The following is a 19,887-nucleotide window of genomic DNA, read 5'->3' as shown; positions in this document are numbered from 1 at the left end:
GGCCGATTCTGTTGAAAAAGTAGCGACCTCCCCATGCCGTTGGCAAAATTGCTTTGTCAGCGAGCCTGGGGGCGAACAGCATGATGGGACAGTTACCGGGAGGACAGCAGCGCCTGTTCTACTCGTTCAATCTGGAAGATCACGTCCCGGCCCAACATCTCCTGCGCAGCATCGACCAGTGCCTGGATCTCAGTGATCTGCGTGCCTACCTGGCAGATTTCTATAGCCCCATCGGGCGTCCCTCGATTGACCCGGAGTTGATGGTGCGCATGCTGGTCGTCGGCTACTGCTATGGCATTCGTTCCGAGCGGCGATTGTGCGAAGAGGTGCACCTGAACCTGGCCTATCGCTGGTTCTGCCGGCTGGGTCTGGAAGACGAAGTCCCCAATCACTCGACCTTCTCGAAGAATCGCCATGGGCGTTTTCGTGACAGCGATCTGTTCCGCTGGTTGTTCAATGAAGTGCTGCGGCGCTGCATGGCGGCCGGTCTGGTCAAGGGTGAAGGTTTCGCTGTCGACGCCAGCATCATCAAGGCGGATGCTAGCCGGCAACGTGGGGTAGCAGGAGATGAAGTCGATTGGCGCGATCCAGCACTCAGCAGCCGCGCCGTGCGCGAGTACCTCGAAGCCCTTGATGAAGAGGCGCTGGCTGAAGCTCTTCCCAAGAAAATTTCGCTCACCGATCCTCAGTCCCGTTGGACAGCAGCGCCAGGCGGCCCGGCCTACTTTGCCTACTCCACGAACTACCTGATCGACACTGAGCACGGCGTGATCATGGATGTGGAAGCTACCCCGGCGCACCGTACCGCCGAAGTCGATTCGACTAGAACGATGGTCGAGCGTGTCGAAGCGCAGTTCGACCTCACACCGGAACGCCTTATCGGCGACACCGCTTATGGCACTGCCCCGATGCTGGCCTGGATGGTCGAAGAGAAGGACATCGAGCCGCATGTGCCGGTGTGGGACAAGACTGAGCGCAAGGACGACAGCCTCTCCAGTAAGGACTTTCACTGGAATCAGGAAGCCAATGAATATCGCTGCCCAGCCGGCAAACCACTACGCAGTGAATGGCGCGCCTTCACCCAGAAAAGATCGCGGGTGACCAAGGCCAACACCATCATTTATCGCTCCAGCCAAACCGACTGCACCGCCTGTCCTTTGAAAGCGAAATGCTGCCCCAACACGCCGAATCGGAAGATCGTCCGCAGCATCCATGAGGCTGCCCGCGATGTGGCCAGGCGCATCGCCAAGACACCGGAATACCTCGTCTCTCGCTGCGAACGAAAAAAGGTGGAGATGCTGTTCGCCCACCTCAAACGGATCATGAAACTCGACCGTTTACGACTGCGTGGCCTGACAGGTGCCACTGACGAATTCACTTTGGCGGCGACGGTGCAGAACCTGCGACGCATGGCCAAGCTTTTGCCTCAAGGGCCACCGCTCACGGGATAGGTACGCCTGCTGCGAGCAGAAACCCTCAAATTAACCCTCAAACCTGAGCAAGGACGCTCAGTGAAACGCCGGAAGGCAACTTGAAGTGGCTTGCAGCCACTTAGATAGCAGGCACACTTGATCGGCAGGCTGCCGCTGAAGCTACTTTTTCAACAGAATCGGCCAAAAGCAGTCACTCCGAAGTGTCGGCGAAACTATGATTGGCTCAAGCCGGCGCAGTACATCTAGACTAGACATTTCTCCTCTTTAGGATCTCACTACAAGTCATCCTGAATAATTCGCAGCGGGCTGGTAGGTCGCCCCTGGTAATGACAAGGGCTCTGTTGCGTATGAATACCTAGGCGGTTGCAGGAGCTGAGTGCAACACGGTCATTGAATTGAAGCTGGAGCATCATGCCGCATAGCCATGGCCTTCTGCATCACCTCACCCATAACTTCGATGGGGCACTTGAAGTCGAAGCGCTTACGCGGCCGCATGTTCAGTTGCAGAGCGATGGCATCCAGTTCCTCCTGGCTGTGTACCGACAAGTCCGTGCCCTTGGGCAAGTACTGGCGGATCAGGCCGTTGATGTTTTCGTTGCTGCCGCGCTGCCAAGGGTTATGTGGGTCGCAGAAGAAGATCGCCACGCCGGTTTTCTGGGTGATCTCAGCGTGCCGCGCCATCTCCCGACCCTGGTCGTAGGTCATGCTCTTGCGCATCGCCAGCGGCATGCCATTGAGCGCCGCGCTGAAGCCCTCCATCGCCGAGGTTGCCGTCGCGTCATTCATCTTCACCAGCATCAGGTAGCCACTGGTGCGCTCCACCAGCGTGCCTACGGATGAGGCGTTGGCCTTGCCCTTGATCAGGTCTCCTTCCCAATGCCCCGGCATCTGCCGGTCTTCGATCTCCGGTGGGCGCACATGAATGCTGACCATGTCAGGGATCTGGCCGCGCCGATCCACGCCGCCAGAGCGCGGTCTGCGCGTCGTCTTGCTTTGGCGCAGGCAGATGATCAGCTCCTTACGCAGCTCGCCGACCGGAAGGGCATAGATCGCGTTGTAGATCGTCTCGCGACAGACGTAGGCATCTCTGAGATTGGGCATGTTCATACTGCGCAGCTTGCCGGCAATCTGTTCGGGAGACAAACGCTCACGCAGCATATGGGCCACCAACTCGAAGCGCTCGCTACCCGGCAACAGCTTTCGCATCGGTCGACAAGCCTGACGGCGGGCCTGCATCAGCTGCTGGGCCACGCGGGCCGAGTAGCCGCCACTGGCGTCCCTATTGCGGCGCTGCTCCCGGCTGATGGTCGAAGGGGAGCGGTTGATCAGGCGGGCAATCCTGCGCAGGCTGAAGCCTTGGGCATGACCGATTTGAATGGTGGCGCGCTCTTCAACGCTGAGTTCGGAATAAAACATAGGGGCAGCACCGTACCGGAAAGGTCAGGTGTTGCACTCAGTTTTTGCCGCCGCCCTACCTAATTCTGTGGAGGCGTTAATGTTCAACCGTACCCTTAAAAAAAAAGCTAAAAGACCAAAGCGCGGAGCTATATCTGCTGCGTCAACAGGCTGAACAGATGAATCGGAGCATGCTTGCTATCAGGCTCGATGCGCAATTTAACATCTGTGAATTCAACCAGAACTTTTCCAAAACTCTGGGGTACACCAATGATCTCCTGGGGCTTCCGCTGTCAGCGATTGTTCCACCTTACGTGAAAAATCTACCCTGCTTTCACGCATTTAATACTGCGATCTCGAAGTTTGAACCAGTTAGTGATGATTACCGCTATCTGCGAGCCGACGGCAGCCTTGCTTGGATAAAGTTGAATTGGTTCCCAATCAAAGGTGAGGACGGAAAGCTGTCCCACGTCCAAGGGTATGGCAGTGAGATCAGTCAGGCCCTCGAAAAAGCAAAAGAAAACGAAGCTTTAATTGAAGCGTTGATCCGCTCCACTGCGGTTATCCAATTTAATTTAGACGGCACGGTTATCACCGCCAATCAGCAATTTCTCACTGCCATGGGCTATTCGCTTGGCCAAATTACGGGGAAACATCACAGCATCTTTTGTACACCGGAAGAGGCGAACTCGCCTCAATATGCAGTCTTCTGGCAGACGCTCAACCGTGGTGAATACGTAGCTAATCGCTTCAAAAGGATCGACGGCAGAGGTCAAGATGTTTGGCTGGAAGCCACCTATAACCCCGTTCATGACGCCGAAGGAAAGTTATCCAAGGTGGTGAAATTCGCTAACGTCGTCACTGAACAAGTGGCTCGAGAAGCCGAAGTGCGGGAAGCGGCAGGGGTTGCCTATGACGTTTCTCAACAAACGGATGTGAGTGCCGTGCGTGGGGCTGAAGTTGTGCAGCAAACTGTTCAGACCATGCAGAGCATTGCTGTACAAATGCAATCGGCTACCGAGAGCATTGAGGCGCTCGGTAAGCAATCGTTGTTGATCAGCTCAATCGTCCAGACGATTGGCAGTATTGCTTCCCAGACCAACTTGCTAGCACTCAATGCTGCTATTGAGGCCGCCCGCGCCGGTGAGCATGGTCGCGGCTTCGCCGTGGTAGCCGATGAGGTGCGCAAGTTGGCTGGTCGAACCAGCGAAGCCACTGAAGAGATAGTCAACGTAGTACAGCAGAACCAGGCGCTTGCCGAGCGAGCTATGCGAGAAATGTTCAGTAGCCGTGAGCAAGCCGAGCAAGGCCTAGCGTTGGCCAACCAGGCCGGTACTGTGATTGTAGAAATTCAGGACGGTGCTAAACAAGTGGTCGGCGCGGTTGGACGTTTCGCTAACGAATTGCAGTAATTCCCCTCACAGGATTTCCTGCTTGTGGTGGCTGGAAGGAAATGACCGCTTCTGGCCGACTTCTGCCTAATGCGACAGGCTCAATGCGGCCAAATGCAGCCCACTAAAAGTGGGCTGAAATTCCTCTCAGTATTCGGAATGTAAGGCTGTATCTGCTTTGTAAAGTGGCGCGGCAAAAGCGAGTTATCTTCGTCTTTGCCGATCTCTTCGATGTAAAGATTTCTTAGCCCAACGGCAGTTTTGGCAGGCTGTTTAGTGGAAGCTGCACCAGCTAATTTTTTGTAGGAGTTGGACGTACTTAATGAACTGCGTGGGGGGGGATGTCATTCTGTACCGCCGAAATGGGCACAATTCGGTGGATCGGTAAAGTGCGATCCACCCTACGCAGGACCGCGTTAGTGCTTGAACATCACATGGCGGATGGCCGTGTAGTCCTCGAGCCCATACATGGACATGTCCTTGCCATAGCCGGACAGTTTCACACCGCCGTGGGGCATTTCGCTGACCAGCATGAAGTGCGTGTTGACCCAGGTGCAGCCGTACTGCAAACGCGCCGACAGGCGATGGGCGCGGCCGACATCGCTGGTCCACAACGAGGAGGCCAGGCCGTAGTCGGAGTCGTTGGCCCAGGCCAGCACCTGCGCTTCGTCGTCGAACGGGGTGACGGAAACCACCGGGCCGAACACTTCGCGGCGAACGATCTCGTCGTCCTGGCGGGCGCCGGCCAGCACGGTCGGCTCGAAGAAGAAGCCGGGGCCGTCGACCGCATTACCACCAGTGATCACGCTGATATGCGGTAGTGCTTTGGCGCGGTCGACCATGCCCACGACTTTCTGGCGGTGCTGTTCGGTGATCAGCGGGCCGAGTTCGGTACCTTCGTCGTCCTGCAGGCCGTACTTGATGCTGCTCACCGCCGCGCCGAGCTTGGCCACGAACTGCTCGTAGATGCCTTTCTGCGCGTAGATGCGGCAGGCGGCGGTGCAATCCTGGCCGGCGTTGTAGAAGCCGAAGGTGCGGATGCCTTCCACAGCGGCGTCGATGTCAGCATCGTCGAAGATGATTACCGGGGCCTTGCCGCCCAACTCCATGTGCATGCGCTTAACGGTGTCGGCGGTGCTGCTGATGATGGCCGAGCCGGTGGGGATCGAGCCGGTCAGCGAGACCATGCGCACTTTCGGGTGATTAGTCAGCGGTGCACCGACGCTCGGGCCGCGGCCGAAGACGATGTTGACCACGCCGGCGGGGAAGATCTCGGCGAGGAATTCGGCCAGTTTCAGTGCGGTCAGCGGGGTCTGCTCGGACGGTTTGAGCACCACGCAGTTGCCTGCGGCCAGTGCTGGGCCAAGTTTCCAGGCGGCCATCATCAGCGGGTAGTTCCAGGGCGCGATGGAGGCGATCACGCCCAGCGGGTCGCGGCGGATCATCGAGGTGTGACCCTGCAGGTATTCACCGGCCGCCGAGCCGCTCATCACCCGGCTGGCACCGGCGAAGAAGCGGAACACATCGGCGATGGCTGGCAGTTCGTCGTTCAATGCAGCGCTGTAGGGCTTGCCGCAGTTGTTGGACTCCAGGCGGGCGAGTTCTTCGGCGTGGGCGTCGATCTTGTCGGCCAGCTGCAGCAGCAGGGTGGCGCGATCCTTGGGTGTGGTCTGCGACCAGCTGTCGAAGGCGGCATCGGCGGCGCGTACGGCGGCATCGACCTGGGCTGCACTGGCTTCGTTGATTTCAACCAGGGTGGTACCTAGGGAGGGGTTGAGCACGGCCTGCAGAGTGCCTTCGCCTGTGACCAGCTGGCCATTGATCAGTAGTTTGGTTTGCATGGATTCTTCCTTTGCTTATAGCCAGCAACGGCTCAGGAGACGTTGCTAGCTGGTTGCTCACTCGTTCCGCTAGGGTCAGGCGGCCTGGCTCGTTAATGATGGCTGCAGCAGTTCGGGCAGTTCCGATATCAGCTCGACCTCCGCTTCTTTCATGCGTACGAAGTAATGCATGGGTGGTAGTAGGGTCCATACGAAGCAACCTGGCAGCATGCGTACATGCAAGCTAAGCCTGCCTTGCTCGCTGCTCAGGTTTACCTGTTCGGTATCCAGCTTGCGCAGTTGCTCAGCCAAACATGGGCGTTGGCTCAACCAGCTCGTCAGGGCAGGTTGAGCGCTTTTCCAGCTGCGCTTGTTGGTCCAGCGCGCATGCCCGTCAGGTGCTTCGCTAGCGGCTATCTCATAGCGCAAATCTAATTTGTAGATGCGGCTAAAGAACTGGCGTCGGACGTAATAACTCAGTTGCCGGTCAATGCCTGACAGGCAATCGCTTGCCTGCAAGATGACGTGCTCCGACGGCTTGCAGCCGAACTGCTTGCACAGCTGCTGGAAGGCATGCTGCGCGCGACGTTCCACATTACCGAAGATATTCATTTCAACGTTGTTCCAGTGGTTTGTCTGTCGCTTGCAACAACGGACTTGTGGTTGCGGGCGACTCGCTGCGCTCGGCCTGGGCCAGGTCGTAGAGCTGCTCGAGCGGTACTGGGCGAAAGAGAGGGATGCGCTTATAACGCAACCAGCAGACGGCATAGACCACGATAGCCAACATGAATCCGCCCGAGATAGCGTAAATGCGCAGCTTCATCTCGCTGTCTGGGTGGATGGTCAGGATCATATAAAGGCATGCGGCTATACCTATGATCTGTGGCAGTGGGAACAGTGGGGTACGGAAGGGCCGCTCGATATTAGGGTAGCGACGACGCAGGATCATGACGTTGACCTGAGCAATCACATAGGAAAGCAGCCAGGTGACGCAGGATGCCAGAATCAACGTGGCGATCAGCTCCATGTCGATGCTCAACAGGAACGGGATGCACAGCAGGATGAACACCGCGATGATGCCAACCCAAGGTGTGCGAAAGCGCGGGTGTACATAGGTGAATGCGTTGGGCAACAGGCCTTCACGGGCCAGGCCATAGAGCATGCGTGGCACAGCGGCAAGGTGCGAGCTGACCGAACTGGCGCTGGCCAGAACCGTGATCACCACAATGATTGCCGCACCCGCATGACCGAACATTGCCCGCGCACCGTCGACTTGTGGCGCAGTAGAGCCTTCAAGGATGTCCAGTGGTACATAGTGAGCAATGGCCTGACCGAACAGCATGTCAGCAACGAAGATAGTCAACAGGCCAAACAGCATCGCTTTAGGAATAGTTTTTTCTGGTTCGATGACTTCTTCTGCCATCGGCGCGACGTATTCGATACCAACAAACAACCAGATACCCAGGGCCAGCGACTGGAACACCACCTCCCAACCTTTGGGGTTGAAGGGTACGGCCTGAATTTCGTTGACCGTACCGATGCTCAGCAGGCCCATCAGGCCCATGATAGATGTGCCGATAATCATTGAGCCGGTGATGAGCACCTGGACCGAGCCGAACACGCCGACGCCCACCAGATTGATGATCAGAAACAGCACCAGCATGGTGACAGCCACGAGCGTCGCGCTGACCGAAGGCAACATGCTTTGCACGGCGAGCCCAGCAGTTATTGACTCCATCGCGCCTGCCGCAGAGACCAGCACAATGTAGCCGCCCAGCACACTGACGATTGCCATGAAAGGACCCATGGCGATCAAGGTGTAATCGCCGATCATGCCGGCACCCGGCATAAATGACGACAGTTCGGAGTAGGAGAAAGACACCAAGATACTGACGAACATGGCGATCAGTGCGCTGACAATAAAGGCTGGCCCAACTAGTCCCATGCTGTAGCCAAGGGAAACCATGGTGGTGCCGGCGACGACGAGCCCGGTGCAGGTGGCGAACGCGCGCCAGAAGCCGAGCGTCCTGTTTAGGGAAGTAGATGACATGAATGCAGCCTCGGTTAGTGTTGGTAGGCTTGGCGGATGATGGTCAGGTAGCTGTCCACGCTCATCGGCTTGGCATTGCTGCTGTCGGACATGTTGCTTTTGGATTTTTCGGCAATGGCCTGGAAGTCCTCTTCACGCACTCCTGCCACTTTGCTGAAGCGCGGAATGCCCAGCTCTTTGCTCATGCTGAACAATTGCTCTACTGCGCGCTCGGCGGCTGTGGCAGCGTCCAGAGTTGGGTCGATACCCAGGGCGTAGGCTACGTCGGCATGACGACGTAGGTCGGCATCGCGGTTATGACTGAACACGAAGGGCAGGAAAATCGCATTACCCACGCCGTGTGGCGTGTCGTACATGCCGCCGATGGCCTCGGAGATACAATGCACGCTGGCGATATCGGCATTGCCGAATGCCATGCCGGCAATCAGACTGGCGATCAGCATTTGCTCGCGGGCGGCCTGGTTCTCCGGTTCTTGTACGGCAGCCTTGAGGTTTTGGCTGATCAAGCGGATGGCGTGCAGGGCAAGACCGTCGCTGATGGGATTGGCAAGCTTACAGGTGTAGGCCTCAATCGCATGAGTCAGGGCATCCATGCCCGTGCTTGCGGCTATAGCGGGCGGCAGGGTAGCGGTGATATCCGAGTCGAGCAGGGCAAGGACCGGACCGATGCGGTAGTCCAAAATACTCATCTTGAACTGACGCTGGGTGTCGGTGATTACCGAAAAGAAGGTAACTTCACTGCCGGTGCCAGCGGTTGTCGGGATGGCAATGATTGGCAGTGCAGGGTTCTTGAGGGTAAAGGCACCTTCGTAGTCCTCAACATTGCCCTCGTGGGTCAGCAGCACGCTGATAGCCTTTGCTGCATCCATCGCGCTGCCGCCCCCTACGGCGAGCACACCATCGATGCCCTGACCGCGATATTTCTGAGCCGTGGCGTTGCAATCGTCACTGCGGGGGTTGGGTTTGACGTCGCATACCTCTGCATAGCGGACCTGCGCTGCGTCTAGGCTGGTGTAGATACTTTCTAGCAAGCCCGCGCGCTTGACCCCCGCGTCGGTCACCAACAATACGTGCCGCAGACCCAGTTCCTTCAGGTGTTCCCCGGTGCGCGCCCGCAACCCTGCCTGCATGACGATTTTCGTTGGTAGTAAAAACTGAAAGTTCATGGTCGTTTTACTCCTTGGCCTTTAAGGCTCTTTATTTGATGTTTAATAGCTCAACGTAAGGTGCGTGTTTGATTGGCGTAGGGGGCGACATAGCTATGCATGGTTATGTACAGGCTTTTCGTTGAGCGATTTTAGGGGCCTAACATAAGCAGCAAGACCTAGATCATCACCAGCATCGCTATAGCGTTATTAAGTCGAGCGAGAGAGCTACAGTAAGCTTGGCGAAAGCGGTAATGATGTCGAACTGGACTCCGCACAGAGTGCCTTAAGGAGTTGGCCACACAGTGCTGTAACGAAGGTGAGCAGTGCGCTGAGTACTGCGGTTGAATGCGCTGACATTGCGATTCCCTCTTCTTGTGGACTGTTATAGGGGCAGTGAAATGTTGTTCGGCGTAACGCAGCCGAGCAGGTGACGTCAGTCTAATTGTTGTCCGTGACGCGCCATGATGTGACGCACCACGCTGTAATCCTGCAACGAGTCGCTGGACAGGTCCTTGCCGTAGCCCGATCGTTTAAGTCCACCGTGGGGCATTTCGCTGGCCAGCATGAAGTGGGTGTTGATCCAGGTGCAGCCGTACTGCAAACGTCCAGCGACCTGCATGGCTTTATCCAGATTTTGCGTCCACACCGAGCTGGCCAGGCCGTACTCGGAGTCGTTGGCCCAGTCCAGCGCCTGGCTTAACTCGTTGAAACGGGTGACGGTAACCACCGGGCCGAACACTTCGCGCTGGACGATCTCGTCGCTTTGCTTGCAGCCGGCCAGCAGGGTCGGCTGATAGTAGAAGCCCGCGCCGGAATGCACGGCCGCACCGGTCACGCGCTCGATATGCGGCTGCCCAAGGGCGCGCTCGACGAAGCTTGCCACGCGGTCGCGCTGGCGAGCGCTGATCAGTGGGCCGATCTCGTTGTCGCTGTCTTTCTTGCGGGCGAAACGGATGCTTGATACGGCTTCGCCCAGCTCGGCGACCAGACGATCGTGAATGCCGGCCTGGGCATAGATGCGGCAGGCAGCGGTGCAGTCCTGGCCGGCATTGTAGTAGCCGTGGGTGCGTACGCCCTGCACTACGGCTTCGAGGTCGGCGTCGTTGCAGACGATCACCGGCGCCTTGCCGCCCAGTTCTAGGTGCGTGCGTTTTAGCGTTCGCGCGGCGCTCTGCAGGATCTTCTGCCCGGTAACGATATCGCCGGTCAGCGACACCATACGCACTCGTGGGTGGCCGACCAGTTGGCTGCCGACCCCTTCGCCGCCGCCACATATGATGTTCAGCACGCCAGCCGGGAGGATCTGCGCCAGCGCCGGAGCCAAGGCCAGGATCGAGAGCGGGGTATGTTCCGAGGGTTTGAACACCAGCGTATTACCGGCGGCCAGGGCTGGAGCGATCTTCCACGCGGCCATCATGAGTGGGTAGTTCCATGGCGCAATCGAGGCGACCACGCCCACCGGGTCACGGCGTACCATGCTGGTATGGCCGGGCACGTATTCGCCGGCCAGCTGGCCCTGTTGGCAGCGCACGGCGCCGGCAAAGAAGCGGAACACATCGGCGGTGGCGTGAATGTCGTCCTGGCGCGCTAAGTGTAGCGGCTTGCCGCAGTTCAGCGACTCTAGGCGCGCCAGCTGATCGGCGTTCTGTTCGATGGCGTCGGCAATTGCCAGCAGCGCCGTGGCGCGTTGTGCTGGGGTGGTGCGGGACCAGCCAGCGAAGGCACGGTGGGCGGCCTGTACGGCCGCTTCCACCTGATCCAGCGACGCTTCGGCAATGCGGGTCAGCACTTCGCCAGTGGCGGGATTGATGATGGCCTCTGCCAAACCTTCCCCGGCGACCAGGTGGCCGTCGATCAGCAATGCGCTGTAAAGGGTGGGTTCGGACATCTTCGGGCTTCTTCTTTTGTTTTCTGCCTGCATGACGGCTCCAGTGCTGCGTGGAACCTCTGCGCTTATAGGGTACTGAGACTAGGGCCATGCACAGAGATCGACAAATTCTTAAAAACGAAAGCTGCGTTCGATTAAATAGATACCTTGCGATTGTGCGATTGCTCGCGCGCCACGCTGAGGAAGGGATCGACCAGTGCCGGCCGCGCCGTGCCGCGACGCCAGGCCAAGCCGACATCAAGCGGCTCGCTCAGGTCAGCCAGCGGCAGGGCCTCAATGATGTCGCCTTCCAGCGACCAGGGGCGGTAGGTCATGTCCGGCTGGATCGACAGACCAAGGCCCGCAGCTACCAGGCTGCGTACGGCTTCCACCGAAGCCGTACGCAGGGTGACATGCGGAGTCAGGCCGGCACGGGTCCAGATGCGCTGGGTGTGCAAGCCCATTTCGTCGGCGTTGAGCTGGATCAGCGGCTCGCCGGCCACATCGGCCAGGCTGATGCTGTCGTGCTCTAGCAGCGGGTGCCGCGCCGGCAACCACAAACGATGCGGCGAGTGCGTCAGCACTTCGGTCTGCAGTGCGTGACGATCTTCCAGGTTGGACAAGATCAGCACGCCGACATCGATCTCGCCACTGACCAGCAGGTGCTCGATATACGGTCGCTCATCCTCGACCACGCGGGTCTGCACGTTGGGGTAGGCGCGCTGGAAACGGGTGATCAGATCGGCTAGGTAGTAGCCGGCGACCAGGCTGGTCACACCAATGGTCAGGCCGCCGGCCACCTTGTCGGTGCTCTGCTGCAGGCTGCGCTTGGCGTTGTCCACCGTGGCCAGAATCAAGTGTGCCTGGCGCAAAAACTGATGGCCTTGGTGGGTCAAGCTCATGCCTTTAGCGTGTCGGTTGAACAGACAGACGCCGATTTCTTCCTCCAGTTGCTGGATGGCCAGGGTCAGGGTCGACTGGGAGATGAATACTGCTTGGGCGGCGGCAGAAATCGAGCCGGTCTCTGCAACGGCAATGAAATGGCGAATCTGGCGCAGGGTCATCATGCGAAGGGGGCTCGCTGTATTGGTTAGATGCCAATAACTATATTTTATCGAAACCTTATTGATTCATTCTTTTTTAACGAACGCCTATGACTTACTGCAATCTCCTATTGGCAGCCGCAGGAAGGCACAAGCCATATAAGCGCTCTTTAAACCGCATTCACCGGGACAAGCGTTGCTTTCGGTAGACCTGACTTGCTGTGCAGCGACCAAAACCAAAAGCGGCGCGGCAATTCTAATGAGTGGGGCGCATGGCTCTGATCTGATCTCAGATGCCTGGTCAAGATCAGGTAGTGGGGCCAGCAGCTCTGTCTAGTAGCGACGCTTTAGCGTGGCCTTAGGCATATCGACATGACAATTTTTCCGCGCATGCGCGGAATTTTGAAGAACTCAAAAAAATCAAAATTTACCTGACACGCAGCTCTACCCCCAAAACCGTGTCCTTTGCTCTCCCACTATCAGTTAGTAGTCCAAATAGTGAGAGCCAAGAAGATGCCAAATACATTCAATTATTCGTCGAGTGGAAATCAGCCGCAAATCAGCCCTGACTCACCGCATGCACAACTGCTTAGGTTGGCTAAAGATCGTGGCCGCGACGTTGGTGTGATTGCGGAGATGCTGAGGTTTCTAGATGTTCACCCGCAGCTGATTGATTTTCCACGAGTCATACAGGGGCTCGTGAATACGCTTGATGCCATGGACGTACCGCCGGTGCTCAACCTAGGCGCGAGTGATCTCAGAATCTGGCGGGACGAGTGCCGTTGGATTATTTCAATCCGAAATAATCCTGATTTTGTTGCGCCTTTGGGCCTCATGTTTTACTTGGGGGATGAGCGGCGTACACGTAACCCGGTCATCGGTAAGGGTGTACAAGAGCACGCATTCCCATACGCGACGCTTTGGCACGAACCTGCTGATTCAGAATGCGAGCAGGATTACTACCGGCTTATTGGGCAGCTGCTCCTGGCCTATCAGCAAAGGGCTGATGGCTTGGGCCTCCGAGGCCAGAGATACACCGCGTACCTGGAACTCCGAGCGCTCTGCGCATTGCAGACACTGTCCATACCAAGTGATCTGAATATATGGTCCAGTTCTGCTGTATTTGCGCAGGGCTGTCGTCAATTCGACGCCGGCAATTCAACTAATTATCTTGCAGAGTACTTCGCGCCGATCGTTCGTCTCGCCCGCTACCTCGGTGGTGAGGAGCCGCCTGAGCGTCACGGTGGCGGCGGCCATCGTCACCATGGCGGCTCAAACAGTGCAGGCCTAGGCGTACTAATTAGCCAGGGTGCCACCGAGTTCCCGCTTGATGATCCAGACGACCCAGATTTGCTCCCTGGATATATAAGTTTCGTGGTGTCTCAACCGCTCGACGATGATTTAGATGAAGCACTACCGCCGGGAGAACTAACCTCGGCGAGTGAAATATGTTTGATCGATACAAGGGGTGAGGTAAGGCCATATGTAGCTGAATTGCTCAGCCATGAGGGCATGCTTGCTCATATTGCTCGCAGTAGGCAGTTTTTGCCTTTTGGCTACAACCTGCTCACGCAGTATGAACTAGCAAACCTACTGTTCGGTGTCACTGATGAATTTCTATTCTGTCGGGAACGAATTCGTAATGCCCCTGGCCAGGAGCAGACACAGATACGGAGGCGCTTGGAGGCACTGCTAGTACTTCATCTCATGCTCTGGTTCGGTCGCTCACTCGAGGACTGCAAAAAACTACGGATAGCTGAGCGCAATGCTCGCCCGAGCTCGGTGCTGGAGTTGGTTCTGGCTGATGAGACTGGGCCGGCGGAGTTCAGATTTTTTGCACCGACGCCAGACTATGCAGCGGAAGAGCTCCTGCCTCGAGATGCCGTTCGAGCATCTCAGCCAACAATCTCGGTACCGGACATGGTTGGGGCGGCTGCGCTTGTTATGGCAATCCGAGACTTGTCGCCGGTGAATGGCTCTGCAGTTATCACCTGCAAGATTAAAGACGTCGAGCGTGAAATCCGCACCTTGTTGAGCGAGCTTGGGGGCGAAGATCCTCGCTACACGGTGCACAAAGTGCGCTCCTACCTTCATCGCCAAATCATCGCAGACTCTCATGATGTGGTTGCAGCCACCATGCTATGTGGGATGCCCTGTATTTCGGCAAACACAGCGCTGTATTACAGCCAGTTCAGCATCAACCATCTGCGACGCCTGTATTGCCAATCAGTACAGCGAGTGTTGACTGCGGTTTATGCCACCGTAGGATTGGAGGCCCCTAGTGCATCGATTCTTGCTGTTCCTGAGGTGGCCGTTGGTGCCCGAAACTGCCTTAGGGTGGATACGGTAAAAGCTAATCTTGCTGCATTGCTAGCAGTGCTGCGTAAACGCCCCCGAAAAGGCCTCCAACAGCTCGTTCACTGGCACAACTGTTTGTCGCTGTGGACGGTTCAAATGTTCTTTATGGCGACCGGATGTCGAGCTATTCGCGACCCGTTGAAGCAGGAAGACGAATTTATATCGCCTGGGTGGCACGGCGCGCTGGGCGACAAAGGCTCAGATGATGGGCATATGAGTCGCCTGGTAGTGTTAACTGACCTATTAAGAAGACAGTTAAAGGCCTATAAGGCTCACTGCAGGGCAATTACCGGACAACTCGAGTTACATGCACCGGTTCCTACCAACGGATTTTTCCTGCGCTTTACCGATGATGGTTGTCTTTCCTACGAGGAAATCCGGCCGCTCCATATCAAAGCCGTAATGCGCCAGATTGAGGGTTTCACACCTCATCCAGTGAATGGATTCCGCAAATTCTTGAGGACTGAGCTCGCCGAGCGCGGATGTCCGCCTGAGACACTGTCGGCTCTGATGGGTCATTGGCTGAGCGGCGAAGAACCACAAGATATTTACTCGAGTTTTTGCCCGCGTACCTATGTCCAAGGCCTTCATAGCCACTTGTTGCCACTGATGCGGGAGCTAGGCTGGACGGTTCGCAACAGCCACCTGGTTGTGGGGGCTGATGTATGAATAGCTCACGTCTTTCGGATGAAATGCTATCTGTTGTCTGGAGCCCGGAAAAACACGATCCAGAGTGGAAAAATGAATATCTTCTGAAACTCCAGGAACGCTGCAAAGATTCCGGCAACAGCATCGGTGAATGGCTCTGCGGACAACGTTCGCTGCGTAATTTCCCCCTCAGAGAGATGCAGAATCTCGGGAGTCAGCTCGAAGGCTCAACATTACGTAACACGCTGCGAGAAGTGACGCATCGGGCGCAGCGTTTTAATCCGAGCTTGCCGCTGGCTCAGGTAGCGATCGAAACTCAGCGCCGCCCTAATCCGATTAATCCAGACCTATACAACTCAGAGAATCTGTCGGCCAGTCAGGACATGGTTGATTCGCTGGAGCGCGCCATCAGGCGAGATCTAGAACAACTCACGCCCCATGAGCGGATCGGGCTGCTTCTTCTGAGTGCTAGCTACTACGGTGCTCTGATCGACATTCCCCAGCTGAGCGCGCTGACTCAGCTTGACCCTGGACAGGTCATCTGGATATCCGGAATACCAGAGTTCCGGCTACCGCTCTCAATCCGAGGTCAACCTGAGGCTGAGAACCGGCAGTGGTTCCCAGACCCGATAACGCTGTCGCTTCTGTCGCGCTGCGCTCCAGATCTGGCCGAGAACAGGCCTTATCTGGATCGAAAGGGCGGAAAACTTAAATGTATTCAAGCGGCTCTGGCCACAGGAGGAATTTGCCCTGAGAACCAGCCTGGCTCTCTGGAGCGAGTGTTTGAGTTGTTGCGTATTCAACGTCAAACACAATTGCCACAGCTACTAATGAATTACTCCACGAGGTCCAGCTATGTGACGCATTCGGTTTTGTCGGACTCTTGGCAGCATTTGCACGGAAATGCACCGACTCCAAAAATCGAAGAAAAACAAAAACGGAAAAAACACCGGTTTCGTAGGCCCGAGCAAAATGTTCCCGAGTGGTTGACGGCGCTATGTCGAAAAGTCCGGAAAGAGCAAATTGTCGCACTCGATAATGAGCCGCCACCTAAAAGTCTTGAACAGCTGATCGGTAGTTTTGCGTCGTTTCTATGTCACGGACGCTCGTTTTACGGTAATCCGTTGAAGCCCAAAACAGTTGCTAACTATGTTCGAATCGTCGGTGTTGGGTTGGACAATTTTCTGTCTGTAGAGTCCGTCTTGGATGTTCCGCCGGACGCGCTGGAGGAACTCTATGAGCTGATGCTGGAGGCCCAGCCCACACCACCTATGAAGAGGAATCTAGCCAAAGGCATTTTGGAGTTCCATGGCTACCTGCAGAAAAGATTTTCGTATCCACCAATCAGCCCCTATGCCGCGTTAGGTATTGGAAAAACGCCTCCGTTCGTCGATGCCCAAATCGTCAGCGAAGAACAATATCGCCTAACGTTGCGAGACTTGGCTACAGGCACGCTGAGCCAGCGCTCACCACGCCTCTCTATGGTCGCGCAGGCCATGGTGATTTTCGGTTTTCGCCTAGGACTGCGTCGTAATGAGGCGCTGAAATTGCTGCGTCGTGATTTGCAATTACCTGCGCTGCCTGCTGCACGGGCCTCTGCAGTAAGGAAACGACATCCAAACCTTAAGCTGCTTTCGCCTGACCAACTAACTGCCCTCGAGCTGCCGGTCAATTTGCATATTCGTCCGCATGCTCAGCGCGCGTTAAAAACACGCAACTCAACACGTACGCTGCCACTTCACGTTTTGCTTGAGCCGGATGAGTTGCAGCTGATTGAACGCCTTGCCCAGCTGCGCGATGACGAAGAGCGGAAGAGTCCATATTCGCAATTCTTGTTCTGTATCCCGGAATTCCAGACTCGATGGGTATCTGAATCGACACTGATGCCGGCCATTCATGATGCTCTACGCCGGGTAACTGGGTGCAGCGATATGCACTATCACCACCTGAGACATTCCGCCGCGACGTGGTTGATGTTCAAGTTAGCCGCGTCAGCATTCGGTGTTAGTCAGCAGGCTGGATTGCTATTCGGCGAGCATCCGCAAACCATGAAATGGCTGCTGGACACAGAACGGCTAAACCGAGCATTTTTCCACTCCCCGGAGGCCCCCACCTGCGGATTCCACGGTCATCTGGCCACCCATTCCATGAGCATCTGACCACCGATTCCACGGTGATCCGGCCACCCATTCCACGCGCATCCGGCCACTGATTCCACGGCCATCCGGCCACTCAACCGGGCAGGCAGTAACGCAGGATTTCTTCACTACCATCGACCTCTTTTTCGAAGCAGAGAGGTCGTCGTGGAGCGTTTATCCATGCGTAAGATTCGCGAAGTACTACGTCTCAAGTTCGAGGTCGGACTATCGGCTCGCCAGATTGCGGTCAGCGTGCAGGTCGGTCGTGTCACCGTCGGCGACTACCTCAATCGTTTTGCCGCCAGCGGTCTCAGTTGGCCCTGTTCGTTGTCCGATGCCGAGTTGGAGCAGCAACTGTTCCCGCCGGCCCCGGCGGTTGCCAGTGAGAAGCGGCCTTTACCCGATTGGGCATGGGTGCATGCCGAACTGCGCCGCCCCGGGGTGACCCTGGCGCTGCTCTGGCAGGAGTACCGCCTGAGCCAGCCTCAGGGCTTTCAGTACAGCTGGTTCTGTGAGCACTACCGAGCCTGGCAGGGCAAGTTGGACGTGGTGATGCGTCAGGAGCACCGCGTCGGCGAGAAGCTGTTCGTCGACTATGCCGGCCAGACGGTGCCGGTTATCGATCGCCACAGCGGCGAGATCCGCCAGGCGCAGGTGTTCGTCGCGGTGCTCGGCGCGTCCAGCTACACCTTCGCCGAAGCCACCTGGTCGCAGCAGCTGCCGGACTGGCTAGGCTCCCATGCCCGCTGCTTCGCCTTCCTCGGCGGCGTGCCGGAGATCGTGGTGCCGGACAACCTGCGCAGCGCGGTGAGCAAGAGTCACCGCTACGAGCCGGACATCAACCCCAGCTACCGCGATCTGGCCGAGCACTATGGCGTGGCGGTGGTGCCGGCGCGGGCACGCAAACCGCGCGACAAGGCCAAGGCCGAAGTCGGCGTGCAGGTGGTCGAGCGTTGGATCCTCGCCGCACTGAGGAATCGGCAGTTCTTCTCCCTGGATGAACTCAACACGGCCATCGCCGGGCTGCTGGAGCGGCTCAACCAACGCCCGTTCAAGAAGCTGCCGGGCTCCCGGCAGTCGGCCTTCGACAGCCTGGATCGTCCGGCGCTGCGCCCCCTGCCGGAGCAACCCTACGTCTACGCCGAGTGGAAGAAGGCGCGGGTGCACATCGACTACCACGTCGAGGTCGATGGGCATTACTACTCGGTGCCGTATCAACTGGTGAAGAAGCAGCTGGAGGTGCGCCTGACGGCGCGCACCGTCGAGTTTTTCCACGCCAACCAGCGAGTGGCCAGCCACCTGCGCTCAATGCACAAGGGCAGGCACAGCACGCAGGCCGAGCACATGCCCAAGAGCCATCGCGAGCATGCCGAGTGGACGCCGCAACGGCTGATCCGCTGGGCCGAGCAGACCGGGCCGAACACCGCCGGCGTGATCCGGCACATCCTCGAACGGCGCATCCATCCGCAGCAGGGCTACCGGGCCTGCCTGGGCATCCTGCGCCTGGGTAAAACCCACGGTGAGGCGCGTCTGGAGTTGGCCTGCCGTCGCGCCATCAGCCTCGGCACGTGCAGCTACAAGAGCCTCGAATCGATCCTGCGCCAGGGGCTGGAAAACCTGCCGCTAGCTCAAACCAACCTGCCGCTGCTGCCGGACGACCACGCCAACCTGCGCGGATCCGCCTACTACCACTGACCCCAAGGAATCCCACCATGCTGCCCCATCCGACCCTGGACAAGCTGCAAACCCTGCGCCTGCACGGCATGCTCAAGGCGCTGAATGAACAACTGAAAACCCCGGACATCGACAGCCTGAGCTTCGAAGAACGCCTCGGCCTGCTGGTCGACCGCGAGCTGACCGAACGCGATGACAAGCGCCTGAGCAGCCGCCTGCGCCAGGCCCGGCTCAAGCACAACGCCTGCCTCGAAGACATCGACTACCGCAGCCCGCGCGGACTGGATAAGGCGCTGATCCTGCAACTGAGCAGTGGCCAGTGGCTGCGCGACGGCCTCAACCTGATCATCGGCGGCCCCACCGGTGTCGGTAAAACCTGGCTGGCCTGTGCCCTGGCCCACCAGGCCTGCCGGGAGGGCTACAGCGTGCGCTACCTGCGCCTGCCACGTTTGCTGGAAGAACTGGGTCTGGCCCATGGCGACGGCCGCTTCGCCAAGCTGATGAGCAGCTACGCCAAGACCGACCTGCTGATCCTCGACGACTGGGGCCTGGCCCCGTTCACCGCCGAACAGCGGCGCGACATGCTGGAGCTACTGGACGACCGCTACGGCCAGCGCTCGACCATCGTCACCAGCCAGATGCCGGTGGACAACTGGCACGAGCTGATCGGCGACCCGACCCTGGCCGACGCCATCCTCGACCGCCTGGTGCACAACGCTTATCGGATCAATCTGAAGGGTGAATCAATGCGCAAACGGACGCAGAAATTGACGACGCCGGGCACCTCAGACTAACAATGCCACCCCTGCGTCGCTGCGCTCCGACTGCCCGGCCGGATGGCCGTGGAACAGGTGGCCAGATGGCCGTGGAATGCCTGGCCAGATGAGCGTGGACTGGGTGGCCGGATGGTGTGGAATCCGCA

The 19,887-nt window shown here is 57.7% G+C and carries 13 protein-coding genes and 1 pseudogene; 7 read left to right on the top strand and 7 right to left on the bottom strand.

Annotated elements, in window-relative coordinates; genetic code table 11:
- Window positions 1-80 precede the first annotated feature (80 nt).
- Window positions 81-1,451, top strand: a complete 1,371-nt coding sequence (locus ACTJJX_RS33950; RefSeq protein ID WP_146538033.1) for a transposase — start codon at window positions 81-83, stop codon at window positions 1,449-1,451.
- A 369-nt stretch (window positions 1,452-1,820) separates the two neighbouring features.
- On the opposite strand, the gene ACTJJX_RS33945 is transcribed toward ACTJJX_RS33950, so the two are convergent.
- Window positions 1,821-2,849 (bottom strand): IS30 family transposase, encoded by a 1,029-nt coding sequence (locus ACTJJX_RS33945; protein ID WP_146537875.1) that lies wholly within the window; start codon window positions 2,847-2,849, stop codon window positions 1,821-1,823.
- A gap of 158 nt (window positions 2,850-3,007) precedes the next feature.
- Here ACTJJX_RS33945 and ACTJJX_RS33940 point away from each other — a divergent pair.
- Window positions 3,008-3,652, top strand: a pseudogene (locus ACTJJX_RS33940) (PAS domain-containing protein); the annotation flags it as partial.
- A 12-nt stretch (window positions 3,653-3,664) separates the two neighbouring features.
- Window positions 3,665-4,240 (top strand): methyl-accepting chemotaxis protein, encoded by a 576-nt coding sequence (locus tag ACTJJX_RS33935; RefSeq protein ID WP_409996115.1) that lies wholly within the window; start codon window positions 3,665-3,667, stop codon window positions 4,238-4,240.
- Between the two features lie 395 nt (window positions 4,241-4,635).
- On the opposite strand, the gene ACTJJX_RS33930 is transcribed toward ACTJJX_RS33935, so the two are convergent.
- From ACTJJX_RS33930 to ACTJJX_RS33905, 6 genes are all read right to left on the bottom strand, one after another.
- Complete coding sequence (locus ACTJJX_RS33930) at window positions 4,636-6,060, bottom strand: gamma-aminobutyraldehyde dehydrogenase (RefSeq protein ID WP_146537873.1); 1,425 nt, start codon at window positions 6,058-6,060, stop codon at window positions 4,636-4,638.
- A 75-nt stretch (window positions 6,061-6,135) separates the two neighbouring features.
- Window positions 6,136-6,651: a DUF3156 family protein gene (locus ACTJJX_RS33925; RefSeq protein WP_186775247.1), complete on the bottom strand. Its 516-nt coding sequence runs from the start codon at window positions 6,649-6,651 to the stop codon at window positions 6,136-6,138.
- 1 nt (window position 6,652) lies between these two features.
- Window positions 6,653-8,089 carry an APC family permease gene (locus ACTJJX_RS33920; protein ID WP_146537871.1) on the bottom strand — a complete coding sequence of 479 codons (1,437 nt, stop codon included), beginning with the start codon at window positions 8,087-8,089 and terminating at the stop codon, window positions 6,653-6,655.
- Between the two features lie 14 nt (window positions 8,090-8,103).
- The gene (locus ACTJJX_RS33915; protein ID WP_146537870.1) at window positions 8,104-9,255 is read right to left on the bottom strand and encodes an iron-containing alcohol dehydrogenase; all 1,152 of its coding nucleotides are present in this window, start codon (window positions 9,253-9,255) and stop codon (window positions 8,104-8,106) included.
- A 415-nt stretch (window positions 9,256-9,670) separates the two neighbouring features.
- On the bottom strand, window positions 9,671-11,125 hold the full coding sequence (locus tag ACTJJX_RS33910) for a gamma-aminobutyraldehyde dehydrogenase (protein ID WP_395549235.1): 1,455 nt from the start codon (window positions 11,123-11,125) through the stop codon (window positions 9,671-9,673).
- Between the two features lie 134 nt (window positions 11,126-11,259).
- On the bottom strand, window positions 11,260-12,171 hold the full coding sequence (locus ACTJJX_RS33905) for a LysR family transcriptional regulator (RefSeq protein ID WP_146537868.1): 912 nt from the start codon (window positions 12,169-12,171) through the stop codon (window positions 11,260-11,262).
- 474 nt (window positions 12,172-12,645) lie between these two features.
- On the opposite strand from ACTJJX_RS33905, the gene ACTJJX_RS33900 reads away from it, so the two are divergent.
- The 4 genes from ACTJJX_RS33900 to istB all read left to right on the top strand — a co-directional run bounded on the left by ACTJJX_RS33900 (window position 12,646) and on the right by istB (window position 19,759).
- Window positions 12,646-15,174 carry a site-specific integrase gene (locus ACTJJX_RS33900; RefSeq protein WP_261390179.1) on the top strand — a complete coding sequence of 843 codons (2,529 nt, stop codon included), beginning with the start codon at window positions 12,646-12,648 and terminating at the stop codon, window positions 15,172-15,174.
- Window positions 15,171-17,312: a hypothetical protein gene (locus ACTJJX_RS33895; protein WP_440782054.1), complete on the top strand. Its 2,142-nt coding sequence runs from the start codon at window positions 15,171-15,173 to the stop codon at window positions 17,310-17,312. Before ACTJJX_RS33900 ends, ACTJJX_RS33895 begins: the two co-directional genes overlap by 4 nt.
- Window positions 17,313-17,471: 159 nt before the next feature.
- Complete coding sequence (istA, locus tag ACTJJX_RS33890; RefSeq protein ID WP_146537839.1) at window positions 17,472-18,986, top strand: IS21 family transposase; 1,515 nt, start codon at window positions 17,472-17,474, stop codon at window positions 18,984-18,986.
- Between the two features lie 17 nt (window positions 18,987-19,003).
- A complete protein-coding gene (istB, locus tag ACTJJX_RS33885) occupies window positions 19,004-19,759 on the top strand; it encodes an IS21-like element ISPpu7 family helper ATPase IstB (RefSeq protein WP_045107743.1) in 756 nt (251 codons plus the stop codon).
- Window positions 19,760-19,887: the final 128 nt, after the last annotated feature.

This window comes from Pseudomonas sp. 22490 (assembly GCF_052044465.1).
GTDB classification, from domain to species: Bacteria; Pseudomonadota; Gammaproteobacteria; order Pseudomonadales; family Pseudomonadaceae; genus Pseudomonas; species Pseudomonas aeruginosa.
The sequence above is the reverse complement of the archived record's forward strand: the minus strand, read 5'-3'. Positions and strand labels throughout refer to the sequence as shown.